The sequence below is a fragment of the Psychrobacter sp. MES7-P7E genome (assembly GCF_002863645.1).
In the GTDB taxonomy this organism is placed as follows: Bacteria; Pseudomonadota; Gammaproteobacteria; order Pseudomonadales; family Moraxellaceae; genus Psychrobacter.
Genome location: NZ_PJBU01000070.1, coordinates 1 through 25,296, shown reverse-complemented (window position 1 = coordinate 25,296; position 25,296 = coordinate 1). Strand labels below are relative to the sequence as shown.

Below are 25,296 nucleotides of genomic sequence, written 5' to 3'. Positions count from 1 at the left end.
GACAACTAACGCCAAGAAGTTTCATTAATTTCTATTATGAAAATACTGAATACGCAGAAAATCATCCATATACTAAAAAAATATATAGATGATTAAAAATATAAGATAAATAGATAAAATTAGCCTAATTAATCAACGCTAATGAATGTGTTTTTTAAAAGCATTTATTGGCGTTATTGCAGGTAATATTTAATATACTCATTAAATGCTTCAGGTTGTTCAATATTTGAGATATGCGAGGCATTGATAGTGGCGAGCTTAGCACTAGGAATATGATCGACTATATATTGACCATCGGCAACCGTTGTCACTGGATCCTCGATACCTGCAACTACTGTGACGGGTACACGAATATTTTGTAACTGCTCGCGAGTATCAGCGATAGATAACGCCTCGCAGCAGCTTGCGTAGCCCTCTGCACTGCCAGCCGCAAGAGCGCTAGACAATGCCGCGACTACATCTGGGTAATGATCGATAAAATCTGCTGTAAACCAACGCGGAGCAGCTGTAGCTGCGATAGGCGCTAGACCTTTCTCACGTACCAACCTTGCACGCTCCGTCCATGCTGTTTCGTTACCAATTTTCGCGGCGGTATTACATAACATCAAGTGGTGGAAGCGATCGGGATGATTGATAGCTAACCATTGACCTGTTATGCCGCCCATAGAAATGCCACAAAAAAATGCCTTATCAAGATGCAGGTGATCTAACAAATCAATCACATCTTGCCCCAGCTGGTTTAAATTATAAGGGCCTCTGGGTGCTGATGATTTACCATGACCACGAGTGTCATAGCAGATAATAAAATAATCATCTTGCAAGGTATCGATTTGTGGTTGCCACATACGATAGCTAGTACCTAAAGAGTTGGAAAATATTAGGGCGGGGTTGCTGCTATCACCAAAGGTGGCATAATTTAGCGTTACGTCTTTATTTTCAAATACAGGCATGATGAATGTCCTTATTTTGACTATCGTGTGATTGAAGTATTACTTTTGACCTATTGAGGTGGGTATTATTTATTTTATTTTGAACGATTAATCAGCCTTCAACGCGCTCAATAATCATTGCGATGCCTTGTCCAACACCGATACACATTGAGCAGATTGCATAACGCTTACTCGTTTTTTCAAGTTGATTGAGGGCAGTTAAGATCAAACGGGCACCTGAGGCGCCGAGTGGATGACCAAGGGCAATCGCACCGCCATTAGGATTGACGCGCTCGCTATCATCAGCTAACTCCAAGTCACGCGTACAAGCTAGAGCTTGCGCGGCAAAAGCTTCGTTTAATTCAATGACATCCATCTCATCAAGCGTTAGTCCCGTATGCTCAAGCAATTTTTTCATCGCTGGTGCTGGGGCGAAACCCATAATACGTGGCTCAACGCCTACCGTAGTTGAGGCCACAATACGCGCACGCGGCTTTAGATTAAATTCTCTAACCGCTTGCTCTGACGCTACTAGGAAGGCTGCTGCACCATCATTAATTCCAGAGGCATTACCAGCAGTCACCGTACCATCTGCGGTGACGATAGGACGCAGTTTAGTCAACTTCTCAAGGGTGGTGTCAGCACGAGGATGCTCATCAGTATCGACGGTGACAGGCTCGCCTTTACGCTGCGGGATGACGACAGGGGTCATCTCGTCTTTAAAGAATCCTGACGCTTGCGCCGCTGCGGTACGTTGTTGGCTACGTAGCGCAAATGCATCTTGGTCAGCTCGATTGACATTGAATTGCTCTGCGACATTTTCAGCGGTTTGCGGCATAGTCTCTGTGCCATATAGCTCATCAAGCTTTGGATTGATAAAGCGCCAGCCCATAGTAGTATCTTCCAGCTTTTGACTACGACCAAATGCCTGACCTGATTTGCCCATCACAAATGGCGCACGGCTCATGCTCTCAACACCACCTGCGATAATTAAATTGGCTTCACCAGCTTTAATCGCACGAGCAGCTATCGCTAACGCATCCATCGACGAGCCGCACAAGCGGTTAACAGTTGTCGCAGGCACTTGATAAGGTAGGCCGGCTAGCAATGACGACATACGTCCGACGTTGCGATTGTCTTCGCCGCTTTGGTTGGCACAGCCATAGATGACGTCATCTACTTGTACCCAGTCGACATTAGCATTACGTTCTATTAACGCCTTGATAGGGATAGCGCCTAGGTCGTCTGCACGTACGGGTGCTAGACCGCCGCCGTAGCGTCCAAAAGGGGTGCGAATGGCGTCAATGATATAAGCGTTTGTTAAGTTATCCATTGTAGATATTATCCTTTTTATTATTTTACTGTAGTAGCGTCAGTCAGTGTGGCACCCGTCAAGGCCTGTAAGTCTTCGAAGCTAATGCCATCGACCATTTCGGTGACTACTAAGCCTTTATCGGTGACATTAATGACACATAAATCAGTATAAATGCGATCAACGCAGTTTTTGCCAGTCACAGGATAAGTAAGCTCGCTGACGATTTTAGGGTCGCCCGTCTTGGTGGTATGATTGGTCATGACAAAGACTTTTTTGGCACCGACGGCTAAGTCCATTGCGCCGCCAACGGCAGGTATTGCATCCTCTGCACCGGTACTCCAGTTGGCTAAGTCGCCATTGGCTGCCACTTGAAACGCGCCCAATACGCAAATGTCGATATGACCACCACGCATCATCGCAAAAGAGTCGCCATGATGGAAGAAGCTACCGCCATCGAGCATGGTGACGTATTCTTTGCCGGCATTAATCAGCTCGGGATCCTCTTCACCTTTAGCAGGTGGTGGTCCAAAAGCTAGTAAGCCATTTTCTGAATGTAAAAATACATCTTTATCATCCGGTAGGTATTGGGCAATTTTGGTCGGTAGTCCGATGCCTAAATTGACATAAGCACCATCTGGAATATCTTGTGCAGCGCGCTCGGCAATTTGATCGCGGGTCAAAACGGTGTAGGAAGTATGGCTCATGATGACGATCCTTATAATTGGCAGTATTAAGCGGTGGCTGTCGTTGCTGTGCTAGCATATTCATCACTAGCAGGTTCAGTACTAGTAGGCTGGATTTGCACCACATGCTGCACAAAGATACCCGGTGTAATAACATACTCAGGATCAAGTTCACCAAGATCCACCGTTTCAGAGACTTGGGCGATAGTTACTTCAGCTGCCATTGCCATGATTGGACCAAAGTTGCGTGCAGACTTGCGGTACACCAAGTTGCCCCAGCGATCGCCTTTATTGGCTTTAATTAAGGCAAAATCAGCCTTTATCGGATATTCAAGAACATAGTCTTTACCATCGATATGACGAGTCTCTTTACCTTCTGCGAGTAAAGTGCCAAAGCCTGTTGGCGTATATACTGCGCCGAGTCCCATACCTGCTGCTTGAATACGACAAGCCAAATTACCTTGTGGTACTAGCTCCAGTTCAATCTTGCCAGCATGATAAAGCTCATCAAATACCCAAGAGTCTGATTGACGGGGAAAAGAGCAAATTATCTTACGTACAGCACCTGTTTGTAAGAGTTTGGCAAGGCCATGGTCGCCGTTACCGGCATTATTATTAATGATGACCAAATCTTTTACGCCCAAATTAATAAGCCCGTCAATGAGTTCAGCGGGTTGACCTGCCGTGCCAAAGCCACCAATCATAATGGTGGCGCCATCTTTGATTTGACTAAGTACGTCAGTGATACCTTTATCAGCTTTGTTAATCATGTTTATATCCTATAAAAAGTCATATGAGGTAGTGTCTTTAAAATTAATAAGTGGTACATGGGTTAGACTCATTGCTCTGACACTACTTAAATTTTTTGTAAGAGACTTGCTTTTAATTGGCTTCATTATTAGAGGTCGTTAATGAGATAGATGATGTTGGTAGTAGGCGTTTTTTGGTCAGAATATAGTGAGCAATCATGCCAATAAGAATGCCCCAAAACACAGAGCTTAATCCCAAAAAGCTCATACCCGATGCTGTCGCCAAAAAGGTAATTAACGCTGCATCTCTTTGCTCATCATTTTTCATAGCAATGGTGATATTGGCAGAAATGGCACCGATTAACGCAAGGCCGGCCAGTGCCGCGACAAGCTCTTTTGGAAGCAAGCTAAATACCATCACGATACTGCCAGCAAATAAACCGCCAAATAAATAGAAGATGCCATTAGCGACACCTGCGATATAGCGCTTTTCCTTAAGTTCATGCGCATCTTTGCCAGTACAAAGCGCGGCTGTGATAGCGGCAAGTACGATAGTGATACCACCAACACATGCAACTGCTAAAGAGGCGAGGCTTGTAACACTCACAATAGGCTTGGCTGGCGTGTCATAGCCACTTAGATTTAAAATAGCCATGCCGGGTAAGAATTGACCAGTTAAGCTCACAAGGATGAGTGGTATAGCGAGGTTAAACGTTGAGTTCCACGACCATTCAGGTGCAATAAAATTAGGTATGGTAACGGCTAAATCGAAATGGACAGGGTTCATTTTGCCAAGTAAGACGCTTAAGATAACACCGCATATCAACACCCAGATCATCGTATAGCGCGGCGAAAAGCGTTTGGCTAATAAATAGCAACCGAGCATGCTAAAGACGATAAATGGCATGCTATCAGTGGCTTTAAATAATTCTAAGCCGAACTGAAATAGGATGCCTGCCATCATGCCAGCGGCAATACCGTTAGGAATCCATTTTAATATTTTGTCGAAGTAACCTGTCGCTCCAATAATAAATATGACAATCGCTGAGATGATATAACCGGCAACAGCTTCATTAATACTCATCTGTGGAAATAGGGTAACCAGTAAAGCGGTACCAGGTGCGGACCATGCTGTAATAACCGGTGTTTTATATTTAATAGATAAATAAATACCAGGAATGGCAGCACCAATGGAGACACCCCAAATCCAAGACGCCATCATGGCATCCGATACTTGTGCGGCTTGTGCGGCCTGAAAAAAAATAATCAAAGGACCTGCATAGGAAATAAGAACCGCTAAGAACCCTGCAACCGATGCAGAGAGCGACCAGTCGTTTTTTAAGGTTTGGATTACAGAGGCCATATTGCTTCCTTGCAAATTAGCATTCGTTACGGGGTTGCAAATTAAGATGCATGCTACTGATTGACAGATTTATTATTAGCCTTCGTCGCCACCGCCTACAGGAATGGTACTACCAGTAATATAAGAAGACTCATCGGATGCTAAAAACAAGATGGCATTGACTTGCTCATCTATCGTGCCGTAGCGTTTCATAAAGGTGCGATCAATGGTCTGATCAACCACCGCATTCATCCATGATTTTTCATCATCAGTTAATGGTTTGGCGTTACGTGGAATCTTTCTGGGCGGCGCTTCAGTACCGCCAGTTGCCACGGCATTCACACGGATGCCATCGTTTGCATACTCAAAAGCGAGCGATGCGGTCATGGCGTTCACGCCGCCTTTCGCTGTCGAGTAGGGTATGCGGTTGATACCACGAGTAGCGATAGAGGACACATTAACAATAATGCCTGACTGCTGTTTGACCATGGTTGGTAATACCGCATGACAACACCATAATGTTGGAAATAATGAGCGACTGATTTCCTTTTGGATTTCTGCTTCAGAGAAGCAGGTAAAAGGTTTCATCCATATTGCGCCGCCGACATTGTTGACTAATATATCGATACGCCCATAGCTATCAAGTGCCTTATCAATAGCCTCTTTAGCACCTTGACGGGTTTCAAGGTCAGCTTGAATGGTAACGGCTTGTCCACCATTAGCAATGATTTCAGCCAGCACCTCTTCTACTAATGGAGAAAAGTCTGCCATGACGATTTTTCCGCCCTCACTTGCTAAGCGTAATGCGACTCCGCGCCCGATGCCTTGGGCGGCACCAGTAACGATACATACTTTATTATCAAATCTTTTACTCATGACAGTCTCCTAAAAATCTTGCTCATGCTTTGCTAGTAGAGTAATACGGCTAAGCTATGTTATTGTTCACTGGGCGTGAATTTTTCATAGTAAAAATTGCACGGTTTTAGATTACTGCTGTCTAACCAATTACTCACCGCATCCACCATCCCTAACGGACCACACAAGTACACATCGACGTCACCATCGTTCAGCCACTCATTATCAACATGACCGGTAACATAACCTTTACGCTCATGACTACTATCTTCTGTGGCGACACAGGTGCGGTAGTCAAACCAAGGGTGGTTTTGTTTTACTTCTTCTAGTTTCTCGACTTCTATCAGATCAAAATCGTTGGTGACGCCGTAGACCATCCTGACAGGATGATGAGCACCAGACACTTCTAAACTTTTTAGCATCGATAAAAAAGGCGCGATACCGGTACCGCCTGCTAGAAATAGGGTCGGGCGGATTAGAGGGCGCAGGTAAAAGCTACCAAATGGACCCTCAAAATTAATCTCTTGGCCTATAGTTGCAGTATCAGATAAAAAGGTGCTCATTTTGCCGTTAGGAATATTGCGGACGACAAATTCGGCCTGATTGGCACTAGGTATAGAGCTAAATGAATAGGAGCGTGTCTCGTTAGAATCAGGAATACTGACATTGACATACTGGCCTGGCAAAAATACTAGCGCATCTGGATTATCGACTTCGACGCCAAAGTGAATGGTAGACTCAGACAGTACATTCAGCTGCTGTAGTTTGCCTTTGAATACAGACTTGCCAACTTTGCAAGCTTCAGAGGAGGTTGGTACTTTGATCACGCAGTCGCTTTCAGGAATCATCTGACAGGTGAGTACATAACCTTCTTCAGCTTCAGCTTCTGTGAGTGCATCTTCGATATACATATCAGGGTGCATGTCATAGCTGCCAGATTCACAATGGCAACGGCAAGTACCGCAAGCACCATCTAGGCAGTCCACAGGGATATTAAATTTTTGACGATACGCTGCTTCGGCAACTGTTTCGTCGGCTTCACATTTGATGAAGCCCGTGACGCCGTCTTCGAACTGTAGAGCAATATTATATTCCATGAGAAATATCCCTTTTCAACACGTATTAATTAAAAGCTAGTGATTAAGTAATGAGTGAATAATGATTAGACGTGATAGACATCCATGATTTGATGCACATAGTCGTCTTTTAAGACCACATACTTATCCAAAATTTTTGGTTGGTCTTGAGTCATGTCTATTTTGTACTGAGAGTAACCCCAATAGGTATTGGTCTCGTGATAGCGAAAGGACTTGTTGATCCAGTTGAAACGTACCGTCACAATACCGTCATTGTTTTCGAGTAATTCAATATTTGATAAATTGTGCGTGGTACGTGTATCAGGTATGGTCGCTGATGAGCGCTCAGTCTCGATGCGGAAGATACGATCTTCAAGACCACGGCGGTCCGGATAATAAATCAGCGAAATTTCTCGTTGTGGGTCGCTGATGAGCTGACCATCATCATCCCAACTTGGCATCCAGAAAGGGCAGTCTTCATCGTAATAAGTGAGCCATTCTTCCCATTTTTTCTCATCCAATAAACGCGCTTCACGGTATAGAAACTGTCTAATGTCTTCAATGTTAACAGTTGTGTTTTTCATGATTGATATCCTTATTTTTTGTCAGTTCTACAATAAATAGCAGAGTAATAATAAAAATGTATTAGTCGCTATTAGCACCGTGTAGCTGCTGCTCTTGCTCTAGAGCTTTTTTCATCTCTTCATGCCAGTAGCGATGTTGGACGGTATATAGCCCTTCATCTTCAGTCTTAACACCGCTCATTAAAGGTTTTAAGTCAATAGCGGCAGCGCCTTCATCTGCTCCTTGAATCCAGTGCTCGGAGCCTCGGCACATATCATTCCATTCAAGTTTGATACCGTTATAACCTTCTTGGCATGAGCGGAACTCTTCTAAGTCATCAGGTGTTGCCATACCAGTAACGTTAAAGAAATCTTCATACTGACGGATACGGCGTGCACGTGACTCATCGCTTTCGCCTTTTGGTGCGATACACCATATGCTGACTTCAGTTTTGTCAACCGCGATAGGGCGGAGCATACGAATTTGTGAGCTGAACTGATCCATAATGTAGACGTTTGGATATAGGCATAAGTTACGTGAACGTCCAATCATCCAGTCCGCCATTGCTTCACCGTATTTAGCGACATAATCATCGCGATAGGCATAGTTTGGACGGTCCTGTGGGTTTTCCCACTGTGTCCATAACAGCATGTGTCCGTTTTCAAAAGAGTAGAAACCGCCACCTTGACGTCCCCATTTTCCAGCGTTCATGGCTTTGATGTTGTCTTCTTTGACTGCTTCTTGTTCTTTACGACGTGCAGTGGTAGCCGCATAATTCCAATGCACAGCTGATACGTGATAGCCATCAGCACCGTTTTCAGCTTGCAGTTTCCAGTTACCATCAAAAGTATAGGTTGATGTGCCGCGTAGAACTTCTAGACCTTCTGGCGACTGATTGACAATCATGTCAAGAATTTTGGTAGAACCACCAAGCCAGTCTTCAATTGACTGAACATCATCATTTAAGCTAGCAAAGATAAAGCCTTTATAATTGGCCATTTTCACTTGTTTTAGGTCGTGTGAACCTTCTTTATTGAAACATTCTGGGTAGCCGGCGTGTCTTGGGTCTTTAACTTTAAGCAGCTTACCTGAGTTGTTAAAAGTCCAACCGTGAAAAGGGCAAGTGTAAGTGGCTTTATTGCCTTTCTTATGACGGCAGAGCTGTGCACCACGATGTGAGCATGAGTTAATCATGCAATGCAGCTCGCCTTCTTTATTGCGGGCAAGAATCACGGGCTGACGACCGATGTATGAGGTGTAGTAGTCATTGTTATCAGGAACTTGAGACTCATGAGCCAAATAGACCCAGTTGCTCTCAAAGATGTACTTCATCTCAAGCTCGAACAGCTCTTCGTTAGTGAAGGCGCTACGATGCAGACGATAAATCCCTTTTTCACTGTTCTCTTCTAAAAAATCATCAATAGTGATGTCTGATCCTTCAGGTACTAAATTGATACGCTCGCTCATGGCTGCCTTCCTTGTATAATGACGGTATAAAATGAGATTAGAATTTTACGTTTGATACGGCAACTGAGGGCATATCAAACGTAAGTCGCTAGTAGTGATCAATTAATTAATGCTATTTAATATGAGTGCTCATTAACCTTGAGCACGGCGGCGTTCTACTTCGCTGCCTTGTACAGCTTGGTCAATGTCTTTTACTAAATGAAAGTCAAAGTCGATACTTGCGTAAGGCTTATCCAGCGCTTTTTCTTTTAGCTTGTCCGCATCTTCGACCATCGTTACCTCTGGTACCAAACCTTCGCGGCTTGCAAAAGCAAAGTCATCCCATAGGTACTCATCGCCATCGATGTTAATCTGCGTGGTCAGTTTGCGATGACCGTCAGCACTGGCGAAGAAATGAATGTGAGCTGGGCGATGACCATGACGTCCTAGCGCGCCCAATACTTTTTGCGTCATTCCTTCTGGTGGTACCGAGTAACCTAGCGGAACGATGCTGCGGAATGCATAATTGCCGTTCTCATCTGTAATGATGCTACGACGCAAGTTGAAGTGAGACTGTGATTCATCAAAGAAAGAGTAGTTACCTAAGCTGTTGGCATGCCATACTTCTACCTTTGCGTTTGGAAGAGGTTTTCCATTTTCACCATAAACAGTGCCTTGCATAAATAGCACCGTGCCATTATCAATATCTGTACCGTCATCAAGACGTGCAAACCCTTTTTCTTCTGGTGCGCCAGCGACATAGAGAGGGCCTTCAATAGTACGTACAGTCCCGCCATCCAATCCTGCTTCTTTTAAATCTTCTTCAATCATTAAATCCATGAAGTGATCAAAACCAAGACCTGGTGATAACAAACCGGCTTCTTTGCCTAAATCACCAATGAACTCAACCCCAGACCAATACTCATCGGCGGTTATTTTTAAGTCATTAATGGTTTGCATAAGGTCGGTCACAATACGTAATACAATCTCTTGTACACGTGGATTTACTTGTTCAGGGAAGTCGATTTTGCCTTTGATGAACTGAGTGGCTAATGCTTCAATTTGGCTGCGTTCCATGTCTCTCTCCTTGTTGAGGACTGTTTTATTAAGGGGTAACTACAGTGAGTATTCTTACCCACCTTTTATAGATTCTGATTACAGATTTAATGCCTTGATTTAACTGTCATCACTACGAACAGATGATGGGTGACGCAATAACGGTGTCACTTCAACCTTCATGTACGGATAAAGTGGTAATGACATCATAATATCGTGTAGCTCTTCATTACTCTCAACATCAAAGATACTGAAGTTAGAATACTGACCTGCTATACGCCAAATATGACGCCATTTACCTTGCTCTTGCAGCTTCTGTGACAGTGCTTTCTCAGTTGCCTTAAGCTCGTTGACTTTATCGGTATCCATATCTGTTGGGATTAAGACATCCATTCTGACGTGGTATAACATAATTATTTCCTTATACGTGATGAAAGATAATTTGGCTGACTTTTACAGCGTTTCAGTTTGAGCGTTGGTAGAGAATTATGGATTTGATGGTTTAGGTAACGTAGGGACTGCTTGTTTGGCGTAGTGATAGACTTTATCGCTATCTACTTCGATACCAAGGCCTGCGCCCGTAGGTACACTCAATCCAAAATTTTGATAATCAAGAGGCTGTGCTAAAACGTCGTCAGTTAATAACAAAGGACCAAAGAGTTCAGTGTCGAAGTTGAGACTTGGATATGTCGAGAACACATGGGCGGATGCTGCCGTACCGATAGGTCCTTCAAGCATCGTCCCGCCATAAAGCTCGATACCTGCTAGATGTGCCATTTGTCCGATTAAGCATGCAGCTTTTAATCCACCAGCTTGATTGATTTTTACAGCAAAGACATCGGCACAATGATCCGTTGCCAATTGGAACGCATTATGTGGATCTTGCACGACTTCGTCAGCCATAATAGCCACGTCAAAGTGTTCAGTTAAACGCTTTAGCGCTGATTTATTACGCATCGATACTGGTTGCTCGATTAAATCAACACCGCCATTTTGCAACAGACTAATACCTTTCATAGCTTCAAGCTCTGTCCATGCTTGATTAACATCAACGGTGATGCGGCAATCAGGTAAAGCTTGTTTAATAGCTAACACATGGGCGACATCATCAAGGATAGGGTTGCTACCTATTTTTAATTTAAAAATCCGATGCTTTCTCTGTTCAATCATCTGATGAGCTTCAGCGATATCGGTATCAGTATTTCCGCTAGCAAGCGTCCATGCCACTTCGATACGATCACGGACGCGACCACCGATGAGCTCGCTGATAGGTAGATTGAGTCTTTTGCCTTCGATGTCGAGTAGAGCAGTTTCAATCGCGCATTTTGCAAAACGATTGCCGCTGATGTGGGTATTCAATAGCTGCATTGCTTTTGCTGTGCTTGTAGGCTTTTCTTTCATCAAGAGAGGGGTAAAGTAAGTATCGATATTAGTTTTGATACTATGAGGACTTTCTTCAGCATAACTTAAGCCGCCAATCGTCGTTGCTTCGCCCCAACCTTCGTAGCCATCTTCGGTTTGGATATGCACCAGAACCAATACTTGTTCATTCATCACGGTACAAGCCAGTTTATGCGCTCGAATAGTAGGTATTGGTACTAGTAAAGTATTAATTGAACGAATCATATCTATCCTTAGTATAAAATTTTGGCTTCCTTATGCTTAATAAGAACTATAAGTGTTAAATATCGACATGTCTAAGACCTATTTAGTCTTTTTTTAATACTTTTTAGGTATTTTGTCGAAAGGTAGGTGGTATGTTATGTTCTTTAGGTATGGATGTTTTGTATATGAAGTAGGTGATGGATAAAAGGGAAGAAATTAGAACGACTTAGGATAGAAACAATAGGAAGTCAATCAAGGAAGAATAATGGAACTCAGGCATTTACGCTATTTCATAGCCGTGGCAGAAGAAAAAAGCTTCAATAAAGCAGCTGCTCGTTTATACATCTCGCAGCCACCACTTAGCCGGCAGATAAAACAGTTGGAAGAAGAGATTGGCGTTACGCTTATCGATAGGGAGAATCGTCCCTTGAAACTCACTGAGGCTGGCGAATTTTTTTATGATCATGCTATTCAAATTTTAAAAAAATCAGACGATCTGCGTACTATGACTATTCGTAAGGGAAATTTTGATAATTCGCTCTCAATAGGCTTTGTATCATCTATATTGTATGGCATATTGCCGAGAGTAATATCCCGTTTCAGAGAAGTTCATCCGAATATCGAAGTTAAATTGTATGAGCTAAACTCTTGGCAACAAATGCAAGCATTGACAGAAGGTAAGATAGATGTAGGTTTTGGCAGGTTATTATTTGAAGATGCTTCTATTAGGCGAATGGTGCTTAGAGAGGAAGATTTAGTAGTTGCTGTTCCTATCGAACACCCATTATCAAAAGAAAAACGCGACAGTTTAAGCTTGATCGATTTAACAAATGAAAACCTCTTACTTTATCCAACAGCACCGAGGCCCAGTTTCATTGATTACGTATTAGAACTATTTGAAAATCGTAATTTGAAGGCGAATTATTTCATGGAAGTACGTGAATTGCATATTGCCCTAGGGTTAGTAGCAGCAGGAGAAGGGTTGACTATCGTACCAAAGACACTTGAGCATTTACGTCATCAAGAGATAACCTATATCCCATTTGAAGAGGGGATATTAACTTCGCCAATCGTGATGAGTGTTAGACATTTTGATAAGTCTGGATTACTGGAAACGTTATTAGATGTTACTTATCAAATTTATGACGAAGAAGGCTTCATATATAAGCGTGAAAAAATTTGATCAAGTATAAGTTTTAAGGGCTTTACTTATTTAAGGCAAAAGCAATAGGCATACTAACATCGTCAATTTTTCTATAAAAATCGCTAATAATGCTAAAGTAGCAATAAAAAGTTCACATTAACTAAGGTTGCTATGTCTAATATAGAGTCCAATACAGAAAAACCAATATTCAAACAGAGTATCGCGCTGTCAAAGAATAGCGAATATATATCTAATGACATAAATACAGCGCAATCTGCTTTCTTAACACTACCAGTCGTTATACAGACTGCACTAGAGCAAGCTAAACGAGTTGTTCTAATTGCAAATAATCCTGCTGTAACCACGACGCAGCTTGAGATGTTGTTACAGCCCGATGATGTCTTAGTGTTATTTAATCACTTTATTCACGCTGATTTTTTTGCTAGCCATCAGCTAGCTAGTTTACTGCCTAAGCTGTTGTTTTTTCGTCAGATTGGTGACAGTAAACTGCATTTTGGCCTACCGCCTAGAAGCAATCATATATCAGTGGTGGAGCAAATGGCAGAGACCGCGCCATTAGGGATATTGACGAGCAACCAGCCTTATCAGTTTCCAACATTAGCTGATGATCCAAGCCCTAATGACGATCCTATCACTGCTCATCGCATCTTAGATATTCCCTCGAACATGCAAAAACTATTATCAAGCCCTACCTATCACAGTGTGCTATCAGAGCATCATAAAGTCGTTGCTGACTATCCATGCTTTACCGAGATTCATTCGTCAGCACCCTCATCAGGTTTTCTGTTATATCGGCTGATGCTGGTAGCTCGAGCATACTTACACCATATTCAAAAGACAAAACTACCATTAGAGATATTAATGATCGGCTTCAATGACAATGATAAAACTGCTCACTTTTGGCATGGTCATAATTGGGATTTTGAACGTCAGGAAATGAGTCGACTACCTAAAGGAGTGACTATTCATCGGTACTAGAATATTGATTAGCTAAGTTTTCGTTAGCTAAAAATTGCTAGAAATAGTTAAACATAAGGAGCGTCTGGGCAATGAGCGCGCTTTATCTCGTTATCGTCAGGCTCTCGTCGGACGGCTATCAATGATGACTGTTCTTCTTTCCAATCAATCAGATCCATATCGGAAAATTGGGACAGCCATCCTGTCATGGGCCAACAGTGCCATTTTTGATAGAAGCGATTGGCATTGACAATGATACTGTCCAGATGATTAAGAGGTGGCCGGTAGACACTGTGCTGCTGATGATAAGCGATATCAGCAGTAAGGTAAAAATTGATACCTAATCGACGTGCTGTAAAGGCAAAATCGGTATCTTCTGCACCATAACCTGTATATTGGGTGTCAAAACCGCCAATTTTATCAAAAGTCTGCCGCTTGATAGCGAAGCATAGGCTCCAAAATGCACCGTAATCATCAGTTTGTTTGATGGCTGTTTGCTCTGTTTCAGTAGGATATGAGTCAGCTTCATCAAAATTATAACGATAAGGGTTATAGACAGACAGCTCGTCTAAAAGAGACAAAGGCAGATGATTGATTTTTAATTGTGCATTTTCTTCTACTGATAATGGTCGCGTTAGATAGCGCGGTTGACCCATCAAAAGCGCACTAGGATATTGTAGAAGCTTCTTATACATTTGCTCAATAAACGTAGGCGCTACGATACAATCAACATCCAAAAAAATCAGCATATCGTGAGTTGCCTGCAACGCTCCAAGATTGCGATTATGTCCGATATCAAACTCTGTAGTTGTAGTATCACCACCATCATTTACAGCTGATTTAACCGTAGTTGGTAATTTCACGATATTTAGTGAAAATTCAGCTAACCGATTGGGATCGGCATCGTCATTGACGATAATGACTTCGGCTGGCTTTACACTACTATTTTCTAGACTGCTGAGTAGGTTGTAGAGATGACGATTACGACCATAGCAAGTCGTAATGACGGTCATCGATACAGTATCAGAAGTTGTGCTAGCGTTATTCGTTGGCTGAATGGTCATCGCTTGTCTTTACCTCGCTATCAGGTTGCCTGTTATTTTTAATAAGTCAGTATTTAATTGTTGATTCGGGCATTAAGTTGAGTCGAGGAAGCAACCAGTTTTCAAACCAAAGATTAGTAGTAGGATAATCAGTGGTGCTATGCATAAACGCTTGAGCAGCTATTGGCGTAACTGCGTTGATTTCCTCAATGCTATCTTCCTCACTGTTATTTTTTTCAATGCTATCAACCGAGGTAGTGGGGTGTGGTTTATTTCGACCATGAATTGTTTGGGCAATAGATTCAGGTTGACCGTTATTGACGCTCATCAAGGTTTTAAACTGCTGCCAATTTAGCGCTTTATTTTGAGTAACTAACGCTTCAGCCATGACGACCTGTTCATTATGCGGTCTGTCATCAGGCACTACTATGAGCGGCGTATCGTAATGATACGCTTGCGCAACAGCATTTAAGCCACAGGCCATCATCAGATAATCGCTATGACAAATAAATGGTGTGACGTCATTTACTTCAGTTGAGATATCGACATAACATCGTTTGTCATCGTCTATAGGCCCGAGAGAGATAATTAATGCATTGGGTAGCAGTGAGCGCAACTCTGATAATTTTTCGTCAATCGCTTTGTGTCCACCGTAGCCTTTGATAACGGTGATAACAGGTATTGTAGCTCCGGACTTATCTGTTAATTGAGTTTCAATAGATGGTAGGTTTGTAGATTTAGGCGCAGAAATTTCGCCACCTACGCTTAATTTTGCCAAGATATCTATAAAACTCTCATAAGTGTATGACTCAGCTTTTTGAGAGTAGATAAAGTCAAGATAGAGCGTCTTATCACAGACCCACTCAGATGTCTGGGCAGACTCTAACGCTTTAGGATAAGGTGCTAGTAAGGCAAGCGCGCCAACGAAAGCACCCAAATGTGGCGTATCATCGCGAATGCCAGGAAGCCTAACGTAAAGGTAAGGAATACTTGCTGCACGGCAGAGCATTGCCACCTCAACGCTGACATCGATAATCATCAGATCAATCTTACATTGAAAGATAGTGTCTAATATTTGGTGACTGCGTTTTTGAATGTCGCCATTGCCTACGGGCGAGTAATGTAGGCTGGCTGGTTGCCAATATTCTCCTGCACGACCTGCTAGTATGTCATCTGGGCGTTCATCTTCTGCATTTAAACGTACGATTTGTTGTTCATCAATAGCGGTAAAACGATAGCTATCTATATCTAAGCTCGTAAATACCGTTAATTGCGCTCTTGCGTCATTAGGTAGCAATGCAGCCAGTTTGTCTGCCTGTCGGCAATGTCCTGAGCCGTGATGATGAGCATAATATCCAATACGCATCATTACGATCCCTCAGAAAAGCTAACAAGATCATTATCAGTTTCAATTGGTGCTTGAATGGCCTGATTGAAAAACTGCAGGGAGTCTTTTGTTAAATCAGAGAGCTCATAGCTGTTGATATTGTTGATATAACTTACTGAATTGTCTTCTATTAACGCAGTTCTATTTTTTAACGCTGCTCGGTAAAGTTCCAGATAGCCGTCTACCATGGCTGACACTGAACAAAACTCTAAAGCACGGTCACGGCAGGCTTGGCGTGATATGTTTTTAATCGTAGCAAAGCCATTGATAAAGGCGGCTTTGTCTTTTTTAGGTACGATGACTCCTGTCTCTGGAGTAATAATTTCTGCACTGGCTCCAGCATCGAAACCAATCACTGGTGTGCCACATGCCAAACTTTCAGCCAAGGTCAATCCATATGGCTCGTCCCAAGTACTGGTGAATAGCATGGCAGTTGCTTGGCATAAGTAATTGTTAATCTCGTCCTTGGTGACATGACCTACGTAACTGAATAGTTTGTCATCGCCACTCTTACTGTCTTTAAATAATAAAGGGGCTACTTTTTGATTAAAGTAGTCTTCGTTGCTTTTAGGTCCTGCTATGATAAGTTTCTTCCCAGCTTCCATACAGTACCGCATGGCTAAATGAGTGCCTTTTTCAGGGCAGATGCGTCCATACCACAAATACACCTCGTCATCGCTACCATTAGTATTGCCAAGCGATTCTGTATTGGCAGTAAAGGATTCGACATCGATGCCGTTATACACCACTTGTGAGGGAACAAACTCAGCGAATAACTGCTGTTGATGTTTACTAATCGCTGTAAACTGAGTGGTTGTACCAGAGCGTAGCGTCAAAAGTGCCAAACGTAACTGTGGAAAAATAGGCGTATGAAAAGTGGTAAAAAACCTTTCGCCAAATGCTTGGCCTGTCATCATCGGAATATGATGCAGACTGTGGTTATGTACGATATCAATCTCACCGCGCTCATCACGTTCGATAATATCTCGTAGGGCTATCTGATAGGTGAGATATTGGTACATCTCTTCACGGCCCATGGCGACCGTTTCATGCTCATTATCATAGACCATCTTGTTAAACTCATGACGAGTCAATAATGGCACCAGCGTTGCTTTCGTCTCGCTATCTTTATGAGCGTAAAGCAATACCTCATGACCTTGCGCCACTAGCTCATCACAAATCAATTGGGTAATCATTTCTAGACCACCCGCGTAAGGCTGGGCAATGGGATATAGTGAATGCGCAATAATGGCAATACGTAGCGGTGAATTCGAAGACCTAATCATGTTTTTAAGACCTTTATAGTTATAAGCATCATGGCTATAAGCGTTTTGGTTAGTAGAGTGGCGTATAGGGAACTTAGTATAGAAACAATAAAAGACAATAGAATGACCTTGTTTCAAAATTGGCTTATATAAACCGCTATCTTTATAAGTACTGATTCTTACGAGTCGATGGTCTTTTTATCTTTAAATAAAGACGTCGCATAAGATGTCGTGATAGTCGTCTTCTTTTCATGGGCTACTTTTAGAGTCTGTCTCAGAACCTTACTCATACTTAATATATCTGCTCGAGCATCAGAGAAATTATCCATTGCGACCTTGGCGGCGCTTAGTTTAAGAATACAAACTGCCGCTGCACATATAAATAGTACTGGCGAATAGAGCGGTGAAAATGGCGCTACAACTATGGCTGTAATGATATTTAGCACCAACAGCAGTTTTGGTAACGCCGCTATATTCTTAAGGAATAAGGAATGACGATTTTGGATATAGTTTTGTTTTGGCGTACAGACAAAAGGTTTTTCTCGTCCCCACAGCACCGGAAGCCATGACAAGGCACCAATTTCCCAAAAGTTCAAATGCATCAACCATGCACGTATTTTTCTACCAAAACGGGGCTGGTAGCTGTCATCTATTTGTTGATTGAGAGGCGATTGATCACGGCAGTAAGCCCATAGACGTCTAAGGATAAAAAATGTGTAGCCTGCATAAACCAGATATAAAGGTGCAAGCATCGACACGTCAGCGTTATTTATTAAAAGCATATCAACCATTACCAATAATGAGCAGATATGCAAAAGGATAAAGAACCCCGTGAAGTTTGCCCAAGCACTTAATTGAGACAGATGAGCGCGTATATATGCTAAACGTTCATCCATACTTTTAGATTGCGAGACATGTTGAAATGGAGAGTTGTACGGGACTGACAAGTAATCCGTGAGCACTTGCATATTGCCGTAGATCCAGCGTCGGCGTTGACATATTAGGTCATCTAGCGTGTTAGGTAGTAAGCCTGTGGCAATAACTTCTGGCACAAACTGACTGCGAAAACCTTGTCGATGCATAAGCACGCCCATCTGAGCATCTTCAGTGATAGAAGCGCCTGACCAGCCTCCTATGCTCAAAAGGTCTGAGCGTCGAATGACTGCGTAAGTACCCGTTGATAAGGCGCGATTGCGATTAAAAGGACGATACAAATGATGATTGAAATAGTGATTCAACTCGCTATGCGCATCGAGCTGTCCTTCATTACGATAAAACTGCGGAAACTGCAGTAGGGTATACTCAGGATATTGAGCGATAGCCTGCGTAATAGAGGCTCTAGCATGTGGTAATGCTTGGTAATCACTATCGACCACCACAATGTGACTACAGTCTGGACACATTAACCCAAGTGCCAAGTTTAAAGCACCCGCTTTGAATCCTTCGACACGATCAATATGATAAAAATGGACGTTCAATTTAACGTCTAAGCTTTGGCAAAATGCTGCTAATGGCTTATATAACGACGTCTCCCTATTATTATTATCGATAATCAATATCTCATCGCGTGCTTCTTTTACTGCTAATAACGACTTTATCGTGGCGATAACCAGCTCTGGAGGCTCAGCTCGCGTCATCAATTGAAAACTGAGTGCTGCGCTAGTTAGAGCTTTTTGTGTGTTAGCAGTCATGTCTGGTCCTTAAGCATGTACAGCAAATGAAATTTATATAGAAAGAATGGGCCTATAGACAATGTAAGTACTTGTATCCTCAGTCATTTAATGAATACCAAGGCATACTAATACAAAATTAAGTAATAATTTAGCCGATAATTGTTTGTGATAAATTAACTGTGTAAGTTGTATGTAATGTGACATAAAAACTTAGTAGTTTAATAACGTAAAAATAGGGCGTTTTTTGATTCAGAATGGGGTAGGTAGCTGTGTTTTATTTTTAAGTTAGGGTAATTAGCATAAGGAAAAAAGAGGAGAAAAGACGAGGATAAAAAAGCAGAAAGGTCTACATCATTACGTTGAAGCACGACTGAAATCGTAGTTAGTTTCAGAAGCTAACTACGTTAATAAGTTTGAGATTAGATTATGTATATTGACGCTTAACTTAATGCTTAGCTAGCCCTAGCTAAATCAAGTCAGTGCTAAGCCTGTACTAAGCCAGTGCTAAATGAGTGACACACCAGTTCCAGACAGCGTCGACAGTTGGTGTTGATGACGAACTCTTTTTGCGAACGAGATAATAATCTGGATCGACTGTTAGCGTTGACTCACTTACCTGAACCAATCTTCCTGCATTCAAATCCGCTTGTACAAAAGCCTGACAAGCAATCGCAACGCCCTGACCCGCCAGCGCTGCATCTAAAGCCAATGCGGTTTGGTTAAATACAGCGCCGGGCAGCTTATCTGTGGTACCAAAAAATCGTGGCCAATGATGATGTGAGTCATGGAGCAATGGCATTTCTTGTAGCGCCTCTGTTGATATAGGCAGTTCTCTACTGGCTATCAGGTGCGGGCTGGCAACTGCCACGAGTGTTTGGTTAAACAGTAGCTGAGCCTCGAGTGAGGTAGGAAAGGGAGGGCGTGTTAAACGCACAGCGATATCTACTTGATCACGGTCAAAATCTGCAATGGACTCAGTCGCTACCGTACGCAATTCTACATCAGGGATAGCAGCGGTCAAAGCTGACAACTGAGGTAATAATAGCTTGGTGGCAAAAGTCGGTGTCACGCTGATAGTGACTGTCTTGGGTTCTCTGAGTAGCTGAGCTGTTGCTTTATCCAAAATTTTAAAAGCGCGAGTAACTTCTGCAAAGTAAACAGAACCTTGGCTAGTGAGAGCCACGCCTCTTGGTAGTCTTTGAAACAAAGGAAAGCCGATATGCTCCTCTAGCATTCTTACCTGCTGAGCGACCGCGCCCTGTGTCACAAACAGCTCATCCGCCGCCGCCCGAAAATTAAGATGACGCCCAGCAGCCTCAAATGCACGTAAGGCATTGAGCGGTGGCAATGTACGATGGCTGTTTGACATTTTGTTTTCCTAGACTATAGATTTTCTACAGTCTAGCATCTTTTATTATGATGTTAGGAATCTGATTTTATTGGTTATGATAAATGAAACGATAACTAATGGAGAAAGAAAGATGAATAATATTACAACAACAAAAAAAGTAGCGCTTATCACCGCAGGCGGATCAGGCATGGGTGCTGCCGCTGCTCGTAAACTTGCAGCCGATGGTTATCATGTCGCTATTCTGTCTTCCTCTGGTAAAGGTGAGGCTTTAGCAAAAGAGTTGGGCGGCATTGGTGTTACTGGCTCCAACCTTATTAATGAAGATGTACAACGTTTGGTTGATTTGGCGATGCAACAGTGGGGACGTATTGATGCGCTTGTAAACTCTGCTGGTCATGGCCCGCGCGCACCTATCTTGGACATCACTGATGAGGATTGGCATAAAGGGCTAGAGGTTTACTTTCTTAGTGCGGTACGTGCAATTCGTTTGGTCACGCCAATCATGGTGGCACAGGGTAGCGGTGCTATCGTCAATATATCTACCTCTTGGGTAACGCAGCCGACTGCGCTTTTTCCTACGTCAACGGCTTTTCGTGCCAGCCTTGGCGCTTTTACCAAGATTTTCTCAGATGACTATGCAGCAAAAGGTGTGCGTATTAATAATGTCTTACCTGGCTGGATTGATAGCTTGCCTGAAGTCGATGAGCGACGTGCTAGTGTACCGATGGAGCGTTATGGCACCTCTGAAGAAGTCGCCTCAACGATTGCCTTTTTATTATCCGAAGCTGCCGGATATATCACTGGTCAGAATATACGGGTTGATGGTGGCGTCATTCGCTCTGTGTAACGAATCAATCAATACAAGCCTATTGATACAAGATAGTTAATACCAGACTGTTAGTACAAGCAATAAAACACTATCGACGCTAGCTGCTTGAAAAAAGCAGCTCATCTATTTATTAAGGCCAATGTTATGTTTCGAGCATATGCTGCACTGGTGCTACTTGGTGTCATCTGGGGGTCGAATTTTATTTTTATGAAATGGGCGACGGCTCTAATTAGCCCCTCACAAACCGTATTTTTACGCCTGCTATTTGGGTTCTTACCATTGGTTGCCGTTGCCTGGCACAGTAAAGTAATTACTCGGGCGCAGTTACAGCATTTGCCATACTTTATAGTGATGTCAGTGCTCGCAACGTCTTTTTACTATTATGGATTTGTCGCAGGTACGGCGCTATTGCCCAGTAGCATTGCAGGTCTATTAAGTGGCTCAATCCCTATATTTACCTTTTTGGGCGCGGCGCTGTTCTTACCTGATGAGCGTCCGACCAAGCAAATGGCGATTGGACTTGCGCTAGGATTTGCTGGTATCGCATTAAGTGCGCGACCATGGCAAGGCGCTACTGGTGTCTCTCTCGTTGGCGTTTTGTGGATGTTGGCAGGATCTTTGAGTGTGGGTGCGTCTTTTGTATATGCGCGGCGCTATCTGTCTCCTTTGAGGTTGCCGCCACTGGCGTTAGCCACTTGGCAAGTGGGGTTGGCTGTCATAACGCTTTCGATACTCATCGATTTCGATGGTATAACCCAGCTGTCGACAGATACTAGGGCAATGTGGGGAACGATACTTGGTCTGGGTGCTTTGGGTACTGGCGCTGCTTTTTTGATTTATTATTTTATTATCGAGACGTTGGGTTCGGTGCGGGCTGCTGGTGCTACTTATATTGCTCCAGTCGTTGCTGTCATCATTGGCGCTGTAATTGGAGAGGACATCACCAGCTTAGAAATTATAGCGTTGGTACTGATTTTAAGTGGTGTCCTACTGATACAAACGGGTAGAAAGACTTCAGGGTAGCGGTAGGAATGGTAGGCTGTTAAAAATACAATACGCATATTTATGACAAGCTAGTCAATGATTTCATTCAAGCCTGTAGCTGCTACTGAATTTTTCGATACGTTTACAGCATAGCTCCATGACCAGCAACATGCCGACCATTAAATAACATTCGATGGTCGTCAGCATGATGAACTCAACGATCTAATTATCTTACATTTTCTATGTTCAGATCAGCCTATGTCTAGGCAGTAGCAGTGAAATGTTGGCTTAATTCCTGAATATGCTCAGGGCCAATACCGCAGCAGCCACCGATTAATGAAGCACCCTGTGCTTGCCACTTTTGTGCCCAGAGCAGATAGGCAGGCGGGGTCAAATCATCACGTACTTCATTAAGCGTATCATTTGCCGCAGCATTTTTTGGTTGCGGCGGGAAAGCATTGGCATAAGCGCCAAGTTTGATATGCTGCGCTTGTTTTGCTTGCAGTACAGTTTGTGCGACATCTAGTGCTTGCTCGATGACATCAGGTTGGCAGCAGTTAAAGAGTATCGCCTCGACATCGAGAGCAGCCATCGTTGCCACAGCTTCCTCGACGGTTTCTCCTGAACGCAGACGTGGTACATCGATATCCATACTGTCTTCTAAAGTAAAAGCTACCCATAGCGGTTTATTGTCTGTATCTAGCGTACTAAGTAGCTCACGAACAGCGATAGACTCGGCGATTAGACTCTGAGTCTCAGCGAGCCAAAAATCGACATACGGATTTAGACCTTTGATTAGTGGGGTGGCGATATCTTCTACGTGGTCAGCATCAAACAAGTCTGCACGGTAGGAGCCAAATAGTGGCGGGATAGAGCCAGCTACTTTGGTTGCTGCGCCTTCTAGCGTCACTGCTGCACGTGCCATTTCGCCTGATGCTGCTGCCAAATCTTGTGCTTGCGCCACAAAACGCTCCTCGCCGATATGAAAGGGTACTAGGGCGTAACTGTTGGTCGTAATGACTGCCGCGCCGCTCTTTATATAAGCACGGTGTACATCACGAACGATCTCTGGCGCTTCTATCATTGCCAGTGCTGACCATTCAGGTTGACGAAACGGTGCACCACGTTTCGCCAATTCTCGTCCCATGCCACCATCAATAATTGTGGTTGTATTTATTGGCATAACGAATCCTTCTTTATTGTGAGTAGACAAACCTATGGAGGTGCTATTGTTAAAAATAGAGTTATTTAAAGGAGCGAAATACTAGGCGTAATAAGCGTCAGATGCAACTATAGGTTTGTTAGTGATGTTAATTCATGGCTCTTGGTATTTGGTTGTCCAATTTTGACACCGCTATCGCAAGATTTTTTTGATAACGTTTATATAAATTGCGAGTAAATACGATGGGTTGAATGGTAACGGGTTTTGTGCAAATCTGGTGGGTAATGGTTTTATAATATATCTTAGTTATAACCCTCCACGTTTTATTGAATATAAATAGAATGATATTAGAGAATAACCAGTAATACTAATTTCTTATAGTTTAATATTAAGATTGATAATGCCGGAATTATATTGGTTATAACTAACTGTTAGTATTGAGCAAGTGCTTTTTTCGATCATTAAACTGATATTTGTGAGCTTATCTTTACAAATCCTCATCAACGTTGTATCGCGCTGAATTTCTACTTTTCCTATAAAGGATTGAAAGTGATGAATATCGAACAAGAAAAAGTAATCGCTAACCTGTTAAAGGAGATGGAGCAGGTTGCTACAAAAATACGTATTTTAATAAATGGGATCCCACCAGAAGAACTGCTTGGGTACATTTATGGCCAACTTATGATGATGAACAGTAATACCACTTCGCCAGAACTAAGCTCCGATACTCAAAATAAAGAAAAAAATGAAATTCAATTCTTATTAGAGTACGTGCATGCGGTTCTTGCTTCTGATGTAGCCCAAGAATATGTGGTGTTTGATGAAAGAAAATGCGGTGAATTATTTGCACTTAGTCGAAATTTACGAGAAAAATCCATGTGTTTTGCGATGGTTTCTTCTATAAATACTCAGAATAAAGACTTCGGTTCTAATACGGCGGATATTGAATTTCAGGCCAAATCATCTTGGCTTATGCTCAGAGGAAATCGCTATCAGGTGTTAGAAGGTGAGTTTTATCAATATGTTCTTGCACCACATGATGATGTTTTAAAAGATATTTATGGTATTGGAGCTATTGAAATTGCTGAGGGGTTTCAACAGTTAGCCAATGCAACGCGTGTAGGCCAGGCTAATGCTATTGAAGAAATGATGAAGCAGTTTCAAGCTGCTCAAGATTTCGCTGAAAAGCAGAATAAACCGCTCGAAGATGCTATGGAAGAATGGGTCGAAGCAAACGCTCAACAAACGAAAAGTGCGGGCTTAGCTGTGGATGATATGCTAAGAGGTGGTATATCCAATGTCAGTAGACATACAAAACTACCTTCAGAACTTTTAGCAGATTTGGCGTACTCACGTGGTGAGGAGCTTGATTTCTTCAGTGAAGGTGATTTTTCCGGCACACCTTACAGGACATTACCTGCTCGTAAAAAACCTTTAATCAAACTTGGTGAAGACTATTATGCTGTAGATCCTTGTTTTATCCGGGACGCAGGGTACCGTTCGCTTCTTTTTAATTTGTTGCAAAAGAAGCCTGATTACAAAGAAGCTTTTAAAGAACGACAGAAAGTAATGAGTGAAGCTGCGTTCCCCGAAATACTTGCTGAACAACTGAGTGGAGCAGTAATCTATCAAGAAGTCTATTATAAAGACCCCAAAACTAAACAATGGGCTGAAAACGATACCCTAGTTTTAATTGATGATGTACTTTACCTCGTTGAAGCTAAAGCTGGCGCAGCTGCGAGCATAGCTTCACCTGAACTTGATTTTAAGCGCCATTCACAATCTATAAAAGATTTGATAATAAAGGCTTACAAGCAGTGTGAACGTTTCTTTGAATATTTAAAATCTGCTGACGAAGTC

23 protein-coding genes are annotated in these 25,296 nt (G+C 42.7%); 5 read left to right on the top strand and 18 right to left on the bottom strand.

Features of this window, described 5'->3' with window-relative positions:
- Positions 1-173: 173 nt before the first annotated feature.
- The 12 genes from pcaD to CXF62_RS02015 form a co-directional block, all read right to left on the bottom strand.
- Complete coding sequence (gene pcaD, locus CXF62_RS02070; RefSeq protein WP_102092708.1) at positions 174-950, bottom strand: 3-oxoadipate enol-lactonase; 777 nt, start codon at positions 948-950, stop codon at positions 174-176.
- A gap of 91 nt (positions 951-1,041) precedes the next feature.
- Positions 1,042-2,262 carry a 3-oxoadipyl-CoA thiolase gene (pcaF, locus tag CXF62_RS02065; RefSeq protein ID WP_102092707.1) on the bottom strand — a complete coding sequence of 407 codons (1,221 nt, stop codon included), beginning with the start codon at positions 2,260-2,262 and terminating at the stop codon, positions 1,042-1,044.
- A gap of 20 nt (positions 2,263-2,282) precedes the next feature.
- Complete coding sequence (locus CXF62_RS02060) at positions 2,283-2,948, bottom strand: 3-oxoacid CoA-transferase subunit B (RefSeq protein ID WP_101204510.1); 666 nt, start codon at positions 2,946-2,948, stop codon at positions 2,283-2,285.
- 26 nt (positions 2,949-2,974) lie between these two features.
- Entirely contained in the window at positions 2,975-3,697 is a 723-nt protein-coding gene (locus tag CXF62_RS02055; RefSeq protein ID WP_101204511.1) for a 3-oxoacid CoA-transferase subunit A, read from the bottom strand.
- Between the two features lie 112 nt (positions 3,698-3,809).
- The gene (benE, locus tag CXF62_RS02050; protein ID WP_101204512.1) at positions 3,810-5,039 is read right to left on the bottom strand and encodes a benzoate/H(+) symporter BenE; all 1,230 of its coding nucleotides are present in this window, start codon (positions 5,037-5,039) and stop codon (positions 3,810-3,812) included.
- A gap of 75 nt (positions 5,040-5,114) precedes the next feature.
- Positions 5,115-5,894: a 1,6-dihydroxycyclohexa-2,4-diene-1-carboxylate dehydrogenase gene (locus CXF62_RS02045; RefSeq protein WP_101204513.1), complete on the bottom strand. Its 780-nt coding sequence runs from the start codon at positions 5,892-5,894 to the stop codon at positions 5,115-5,117.
- Between the two features lie 59 nt (positions 5,895-5,953).
- Positions 5,954-6,970: a benzoate 1,2-dioxygenase electron transfer component BenC gene (benC, locus tag CXF62_RS02040; protein ID WP_025643602.1), complete on the bottom strand. Its 1,017-nt coding sequence runs from the start codon at positions 6,968-6,970 to the stop codon at positions 5,954-5,956.
- Positions 6,971-7,035: 65 nt separating this feature from the next.
- Entirely contained in the window at positions 7,036-7,533 is a 498-nt protein-coding gene (benB, locus tag CXF62_RS02035; RefSeq protein ID WP_025643600.1) for a benzoate 1,2-dioxygenase small subunit, read from the bottom strand.
- A gap of 61 nt (positions 7,534-7,594) precedes the next feature.
- Complete coding sequence (benA, locus tag CXF62_RS02030) at positions 7,595-8,980, bottom strand: benzoate 1,2-dioxygenase large subunit (RefSeq protein ID WP_025643599.1); 1,386 nt, start codon at positions 8,978-8,980, stop codon at positions 7,595-7,597.
- Between the two features lie 132 nt (positions 8,981-9,112).
- Positions 9,113-10,036, bottom strand: a complete 924-nt coding sequence (catA, locus tag CXF62_RS02025; protein WP_025643597.1) for a catechol 1,2-dioxygenase — start codon at positions 10,034-10,036, stop codon at positions 9,113-9,115.
- Between the two features lie 99 nt (positions 10,037-10,135).
- The gene (gene catC / locus CXF62_RS02020) at positions 10,136-10,426 is read right to left on the bottom strand and encodes a muconolactone Delta-isomerase (RefSeq protein WP_101204514.1); all 291 of its coding nucleotides are present in this window, start codon (positions 10,424-10,426) and stop codon (positions 10,136-10,138) included.
- A 75-nt stretch (positions 10,427-10,501) separates the two neighbouring features.
- Positions 10,502-11,641 (bottom strand): muconate/chloromuconate family cycloisomerase, encoded by a 1,140-nt coding sequence (locus CXF62_RS02015; protein ID WP_101204515.1) that lies wholly within the window; start codon positions 11,639-11,641, stop codon positions 10,502-10,504.
- A gap of 244 nt (positions 11,642-11,885) precedes the next feature.
- On the opposite strand from CXF62_RS02015, the gene CXF62_RS02010 reads away from it, so the two are divergent.
- Entirely contained in the window at positions 11,886-12,803 is a 918-nt protein-coding gene (locus tag CXF62_RS02010) for a LysR family transcriptional regulator (RefSeq protein ID WP_101204516.1), read from the top strand.
- Positions 12,804-12,935: 132 nt separating this feature from the next.
- Positions 12,936-13,763 (top strand): hypothetical protein, encoded by an 828-nt coding sequence (locus CXF62_RS02005; protein WP_102092706.1) that lies wholly within the window; start codon positions 12,936-12,938, stop codon positions 13,761-13,763.
- 47 nt (positions 13,764-13,810) lie between these two features.
- Here the strand turns inward: CXF62_RS02005 and CXF62_RS02000 are convergent, their stop codons facing one another.
- The 5 genes from CXF62_RS02000 to CXF62_RS01980 form a co-directional block, all read right to left on the bottom strand.
- Positions 13,811-14,806, bottom strand: a complete 996-nt coding sequence (locus CXF62_RS02000) for a glycosyltransferase family 2 protein (RefSeq protein WP_101204518.1) — start codon at positions 14,804-14,806, stop codon at positions 13,811-13,813.
- Between the two features lie 46 nt (positions 14,807-14,852).
- Complete coding sequence (locus CXF62_RS01995; protein ID WP_145990530.1) at positions 14,853-16,154, bottom strand: hypothetical protein; 1,302 nt, start codon at positions 16,152-16,154, stop codon at positions 14,853-14,855.
- Positions 16,154-17,458 carry a glycosyltransferase gene (locus tag CXF62_RS01990; RefSeq protein WP_101204520.1) on the bottom strand — a complete coding sequence of 435 codons (1,305 nt, stop codon included), beginning with the start codon at positions 17,456-17,458 and terminating at the stop codon, positions 16,154-16,156. The genes CXF62_RS01995 and CXF62_RS01990 overlap by 1 nt, the downstream gene beginning before the upstream one ends.
- A 158-nt stretch (positions 17,459-17,616) precedes the next feature.
- The gene (locus CXF62_RS01985) at positions 17,617-19,128 is read right to left on the bottom strand and encodes a glycosyltransferase family 2 protein (protein WP_102092704.1); all 1,512 of its coding nucleotides are present in this window, start codon (positions 19,126-19,128) and stop codon (positions 17,617-17,619) included.
- A gap of 475 nt (positions 19,129-19,603) precedes the next feature.
- A complete protein-coding gene (locus CXF62_RS01980; RefSeq protein ID WP_102092703.1) occupies positions 19,604-20,479 on the bottom strand; it encodes a LysR substrate-binding domain-containing protein in 876 nt (291 codons plus the stop codon).
- Between the two features lie 112 nt (positions 20,480-20,591).
- On the opposite strand from CXF62_RS01980, the gene CXF62_RS01975 reads away from it, so the two are divergent.
- Complete coding sequence (locus CXF62_RS01975) at positions 20,592-21,308, top strand: SDR family oxidoreductase (RefSeq protein WP_102092702.1); 717 nt, start codon at positions 20,592-20,594, stop codon at positions 21,306-21,308.
- A gap of 126 nt (positions 21,309-21,434) precedes the next feature.
- A complete protein-coding gene (locus CXF62_RS01970; protein WP_102092701.1) occupies positions 21,435-22,313 on the top strand; it encodes a DMT family transporter in 879 nt (292 codons plus the stop codon).
- A 223-nt stretch (positions 22,314-22,536) separates the two neighbouring features.
- On the opposite strand, the gene CXF62_RS01965 is transcribed toward CXF62_RS01970, so the two are convergent.
- A complete protein-coding gene (locus CXF62_RS01965) occupies positions 22,537-23,457 on the bottom strand; it encodes a homocysteine S-methyltransferase family protein (protein ID WP_185156580.1) in 921 nt (306 codons plus the stop codon).
- A 531-nt stretch (positions 23,458-23,988) separates the two neighbouring features.
- Between CXF62_RS01965 and CXF62_RS01960 the strand changes: the two genes are divergently transcribed.
- Positions 23,989-25,296 (top strand): hypothetical protein (locus tag CXF62_RS01960; protein WP_197707683.1); only part of this gene is annotated, 1,308 nt, incomplete at its 3' end.

What these genes read in the sequence shown, in the direction of transcription:
- pcaD (WP_102092708.1), bottom strand. Translation starts at nt 950, where the DNA reads ATGCCTGTATTTGAAAATAAAGACGTAACGCTAAATTATGCCACCTTT.
- pcaF (WP_102092707.1), bottom strand. Translation starts at nt 2,262, where the DNA reads ATGGATAACTTAACAAACGCTTATATCATTGACGCCATTCGCACCCCT.
- CXF62_RS02060 (WP_101204510.1), bottom strand. Translation starts at nt 2,948, where the DNA reads ATGAGCCATACTTCCTACACCGTTTTGACCCGCGATCAAATTGCCGAG.
- CXF62_RS02055 (WP_101204511.1), bottom strand. Translation starts at nt 3,697, where the DNA reads ATGATTAACAAAGCTGATAAAGGTATCACTGACGTACTTAGTCAAATC.
- benE (WP_101204512.1), bottom strand. Translation starts at nt 5,039, where the DNA reads ATGGCCTCTGTAATCCAAACCTTAAAAAACGACTGGTCGCTCTCTGCA.
- CXF62_RS02045 (WP_101204513.1), bottom strand. Translation starts at nt 5,894, where the DNA reads ATGAGTAAAAGATTTGATAATAAAGTATGTATCGTTACTGGTGCCGCC.
- benC (WP_025643602.1), bottom strand. Translation starts at nt 6,970, where the DNA reads ATGGAATATAATATTGCTCTACAGTTCGAAGACGGCGTCACGGGCTTC.
- benB (WP_025643600.1), bottom strand. Translation starts at nt 7,533, where the DNA reads ATGAAAAACACAACTGTTAACATTGAAGACATTAGACAGTTTCTATAC.
- benA (WP_025643599.1), bottom strand. Translation starts at nt 8,980, where the DNA reads ATGAGCGAGCGTATCAATTTAGTACCTGAAGGATCAGACATCACTATT.
- catA (WP_025643597.1), bottom strand. Translation starts at nt 10,036, where the DNA reads ATGGAACGCAGCCAAATTGAAGCATTAGCCACTCAGTTCATCAAAGGC.
- catC (WP_101204514.1), bottom strand. Translation starts at nt 10,426, where the DNA reads ATGTTATACCACGTCAGAATGGATGTCTTAATCCCAACAGATATGGAT.
- CXF62_RS02015 (WP_101204515.1), bottom strand. Translation starts at nt 11,641, where the DNA reads ATGATTCGTTCAATTAATACTTTACTAGTACCAATACCTACTATTCGA.
- CXF62_RS02010 (WP_101204516.1), top strand. Translation starts at nt 11,886, where the DNA reads ATGGAACTCAGGCATTTACGCTATTTCATAGCCGTGGCAGAAGAAAAA.
- CXF62_RS02005 (WP_102092706.1), top strand. Translation starts at nt 12,936, where the DNA reads ATGTCTAATATAGAGTCCAATACAGAAAAACCAATATTCAAACAGAGT.
- CXF62_RS02000 (WP_101204518.1), bottom strand. Translation starts at nt 14,806, where the DNA reads ATGACCATTCAGCCAACGAATAACGCTAGCACAACTTCTGATACTGTA.
- CXF62_RS01995 (WP_145990530.1), bottom strand. Translation starts at nt 16,154, where the DNA reads ATGATGCGTATTGGATATTATGCTCATCATCACGGCTCAGGACATTGC.
- CXF62_RS01990 (WP_101204520.1), bottom strand. Translation starts at nt 17,458, where the DNA reads ATGATTAGGTCTTCGAATTCACCGCTACGTATTGCCATTATTGCGCAT.
- CXF62_RS01985 (WP_102092704.1), bottom strand. Translation starts at nt 19,128, where the DNA reads ATGACTGCTAACACACAAAAAGCTCTAACTAGCGCAGCACTCAGTTTT.
- CXF62_RS01980 (WP_102092703.1), bottom strand. Translation starts at nt 20,479, where the DNA reads ATGTCAAACAGCCATCGTACATTGCCACCGCTCAATGCCTTACGTGCA.
- CXF62_RS01975 (WP_102092702.1), top strand. Translation starts at nt 20,592, where the DNA reads ATGAATAATATTACAACAACAAAAAAAGTAGCGCTTATCACCGCAGGC.
- CXF62_RS01970 (WP_102092701.1), top strand. Translation starts at nt 21,435, where the DNA reads ATGTTTCGAGCATATGCTGCACTGGTGCTACTTGGTGTCATCTGGGGG.
- CXF62_RS01965 (WP_185156580.1), bottom strand. Translation starts at nt 23,457, where the DNA reads ATGCCAATAAATACAACCACAATTATTGATGGTGGCATGGGACGAGAA.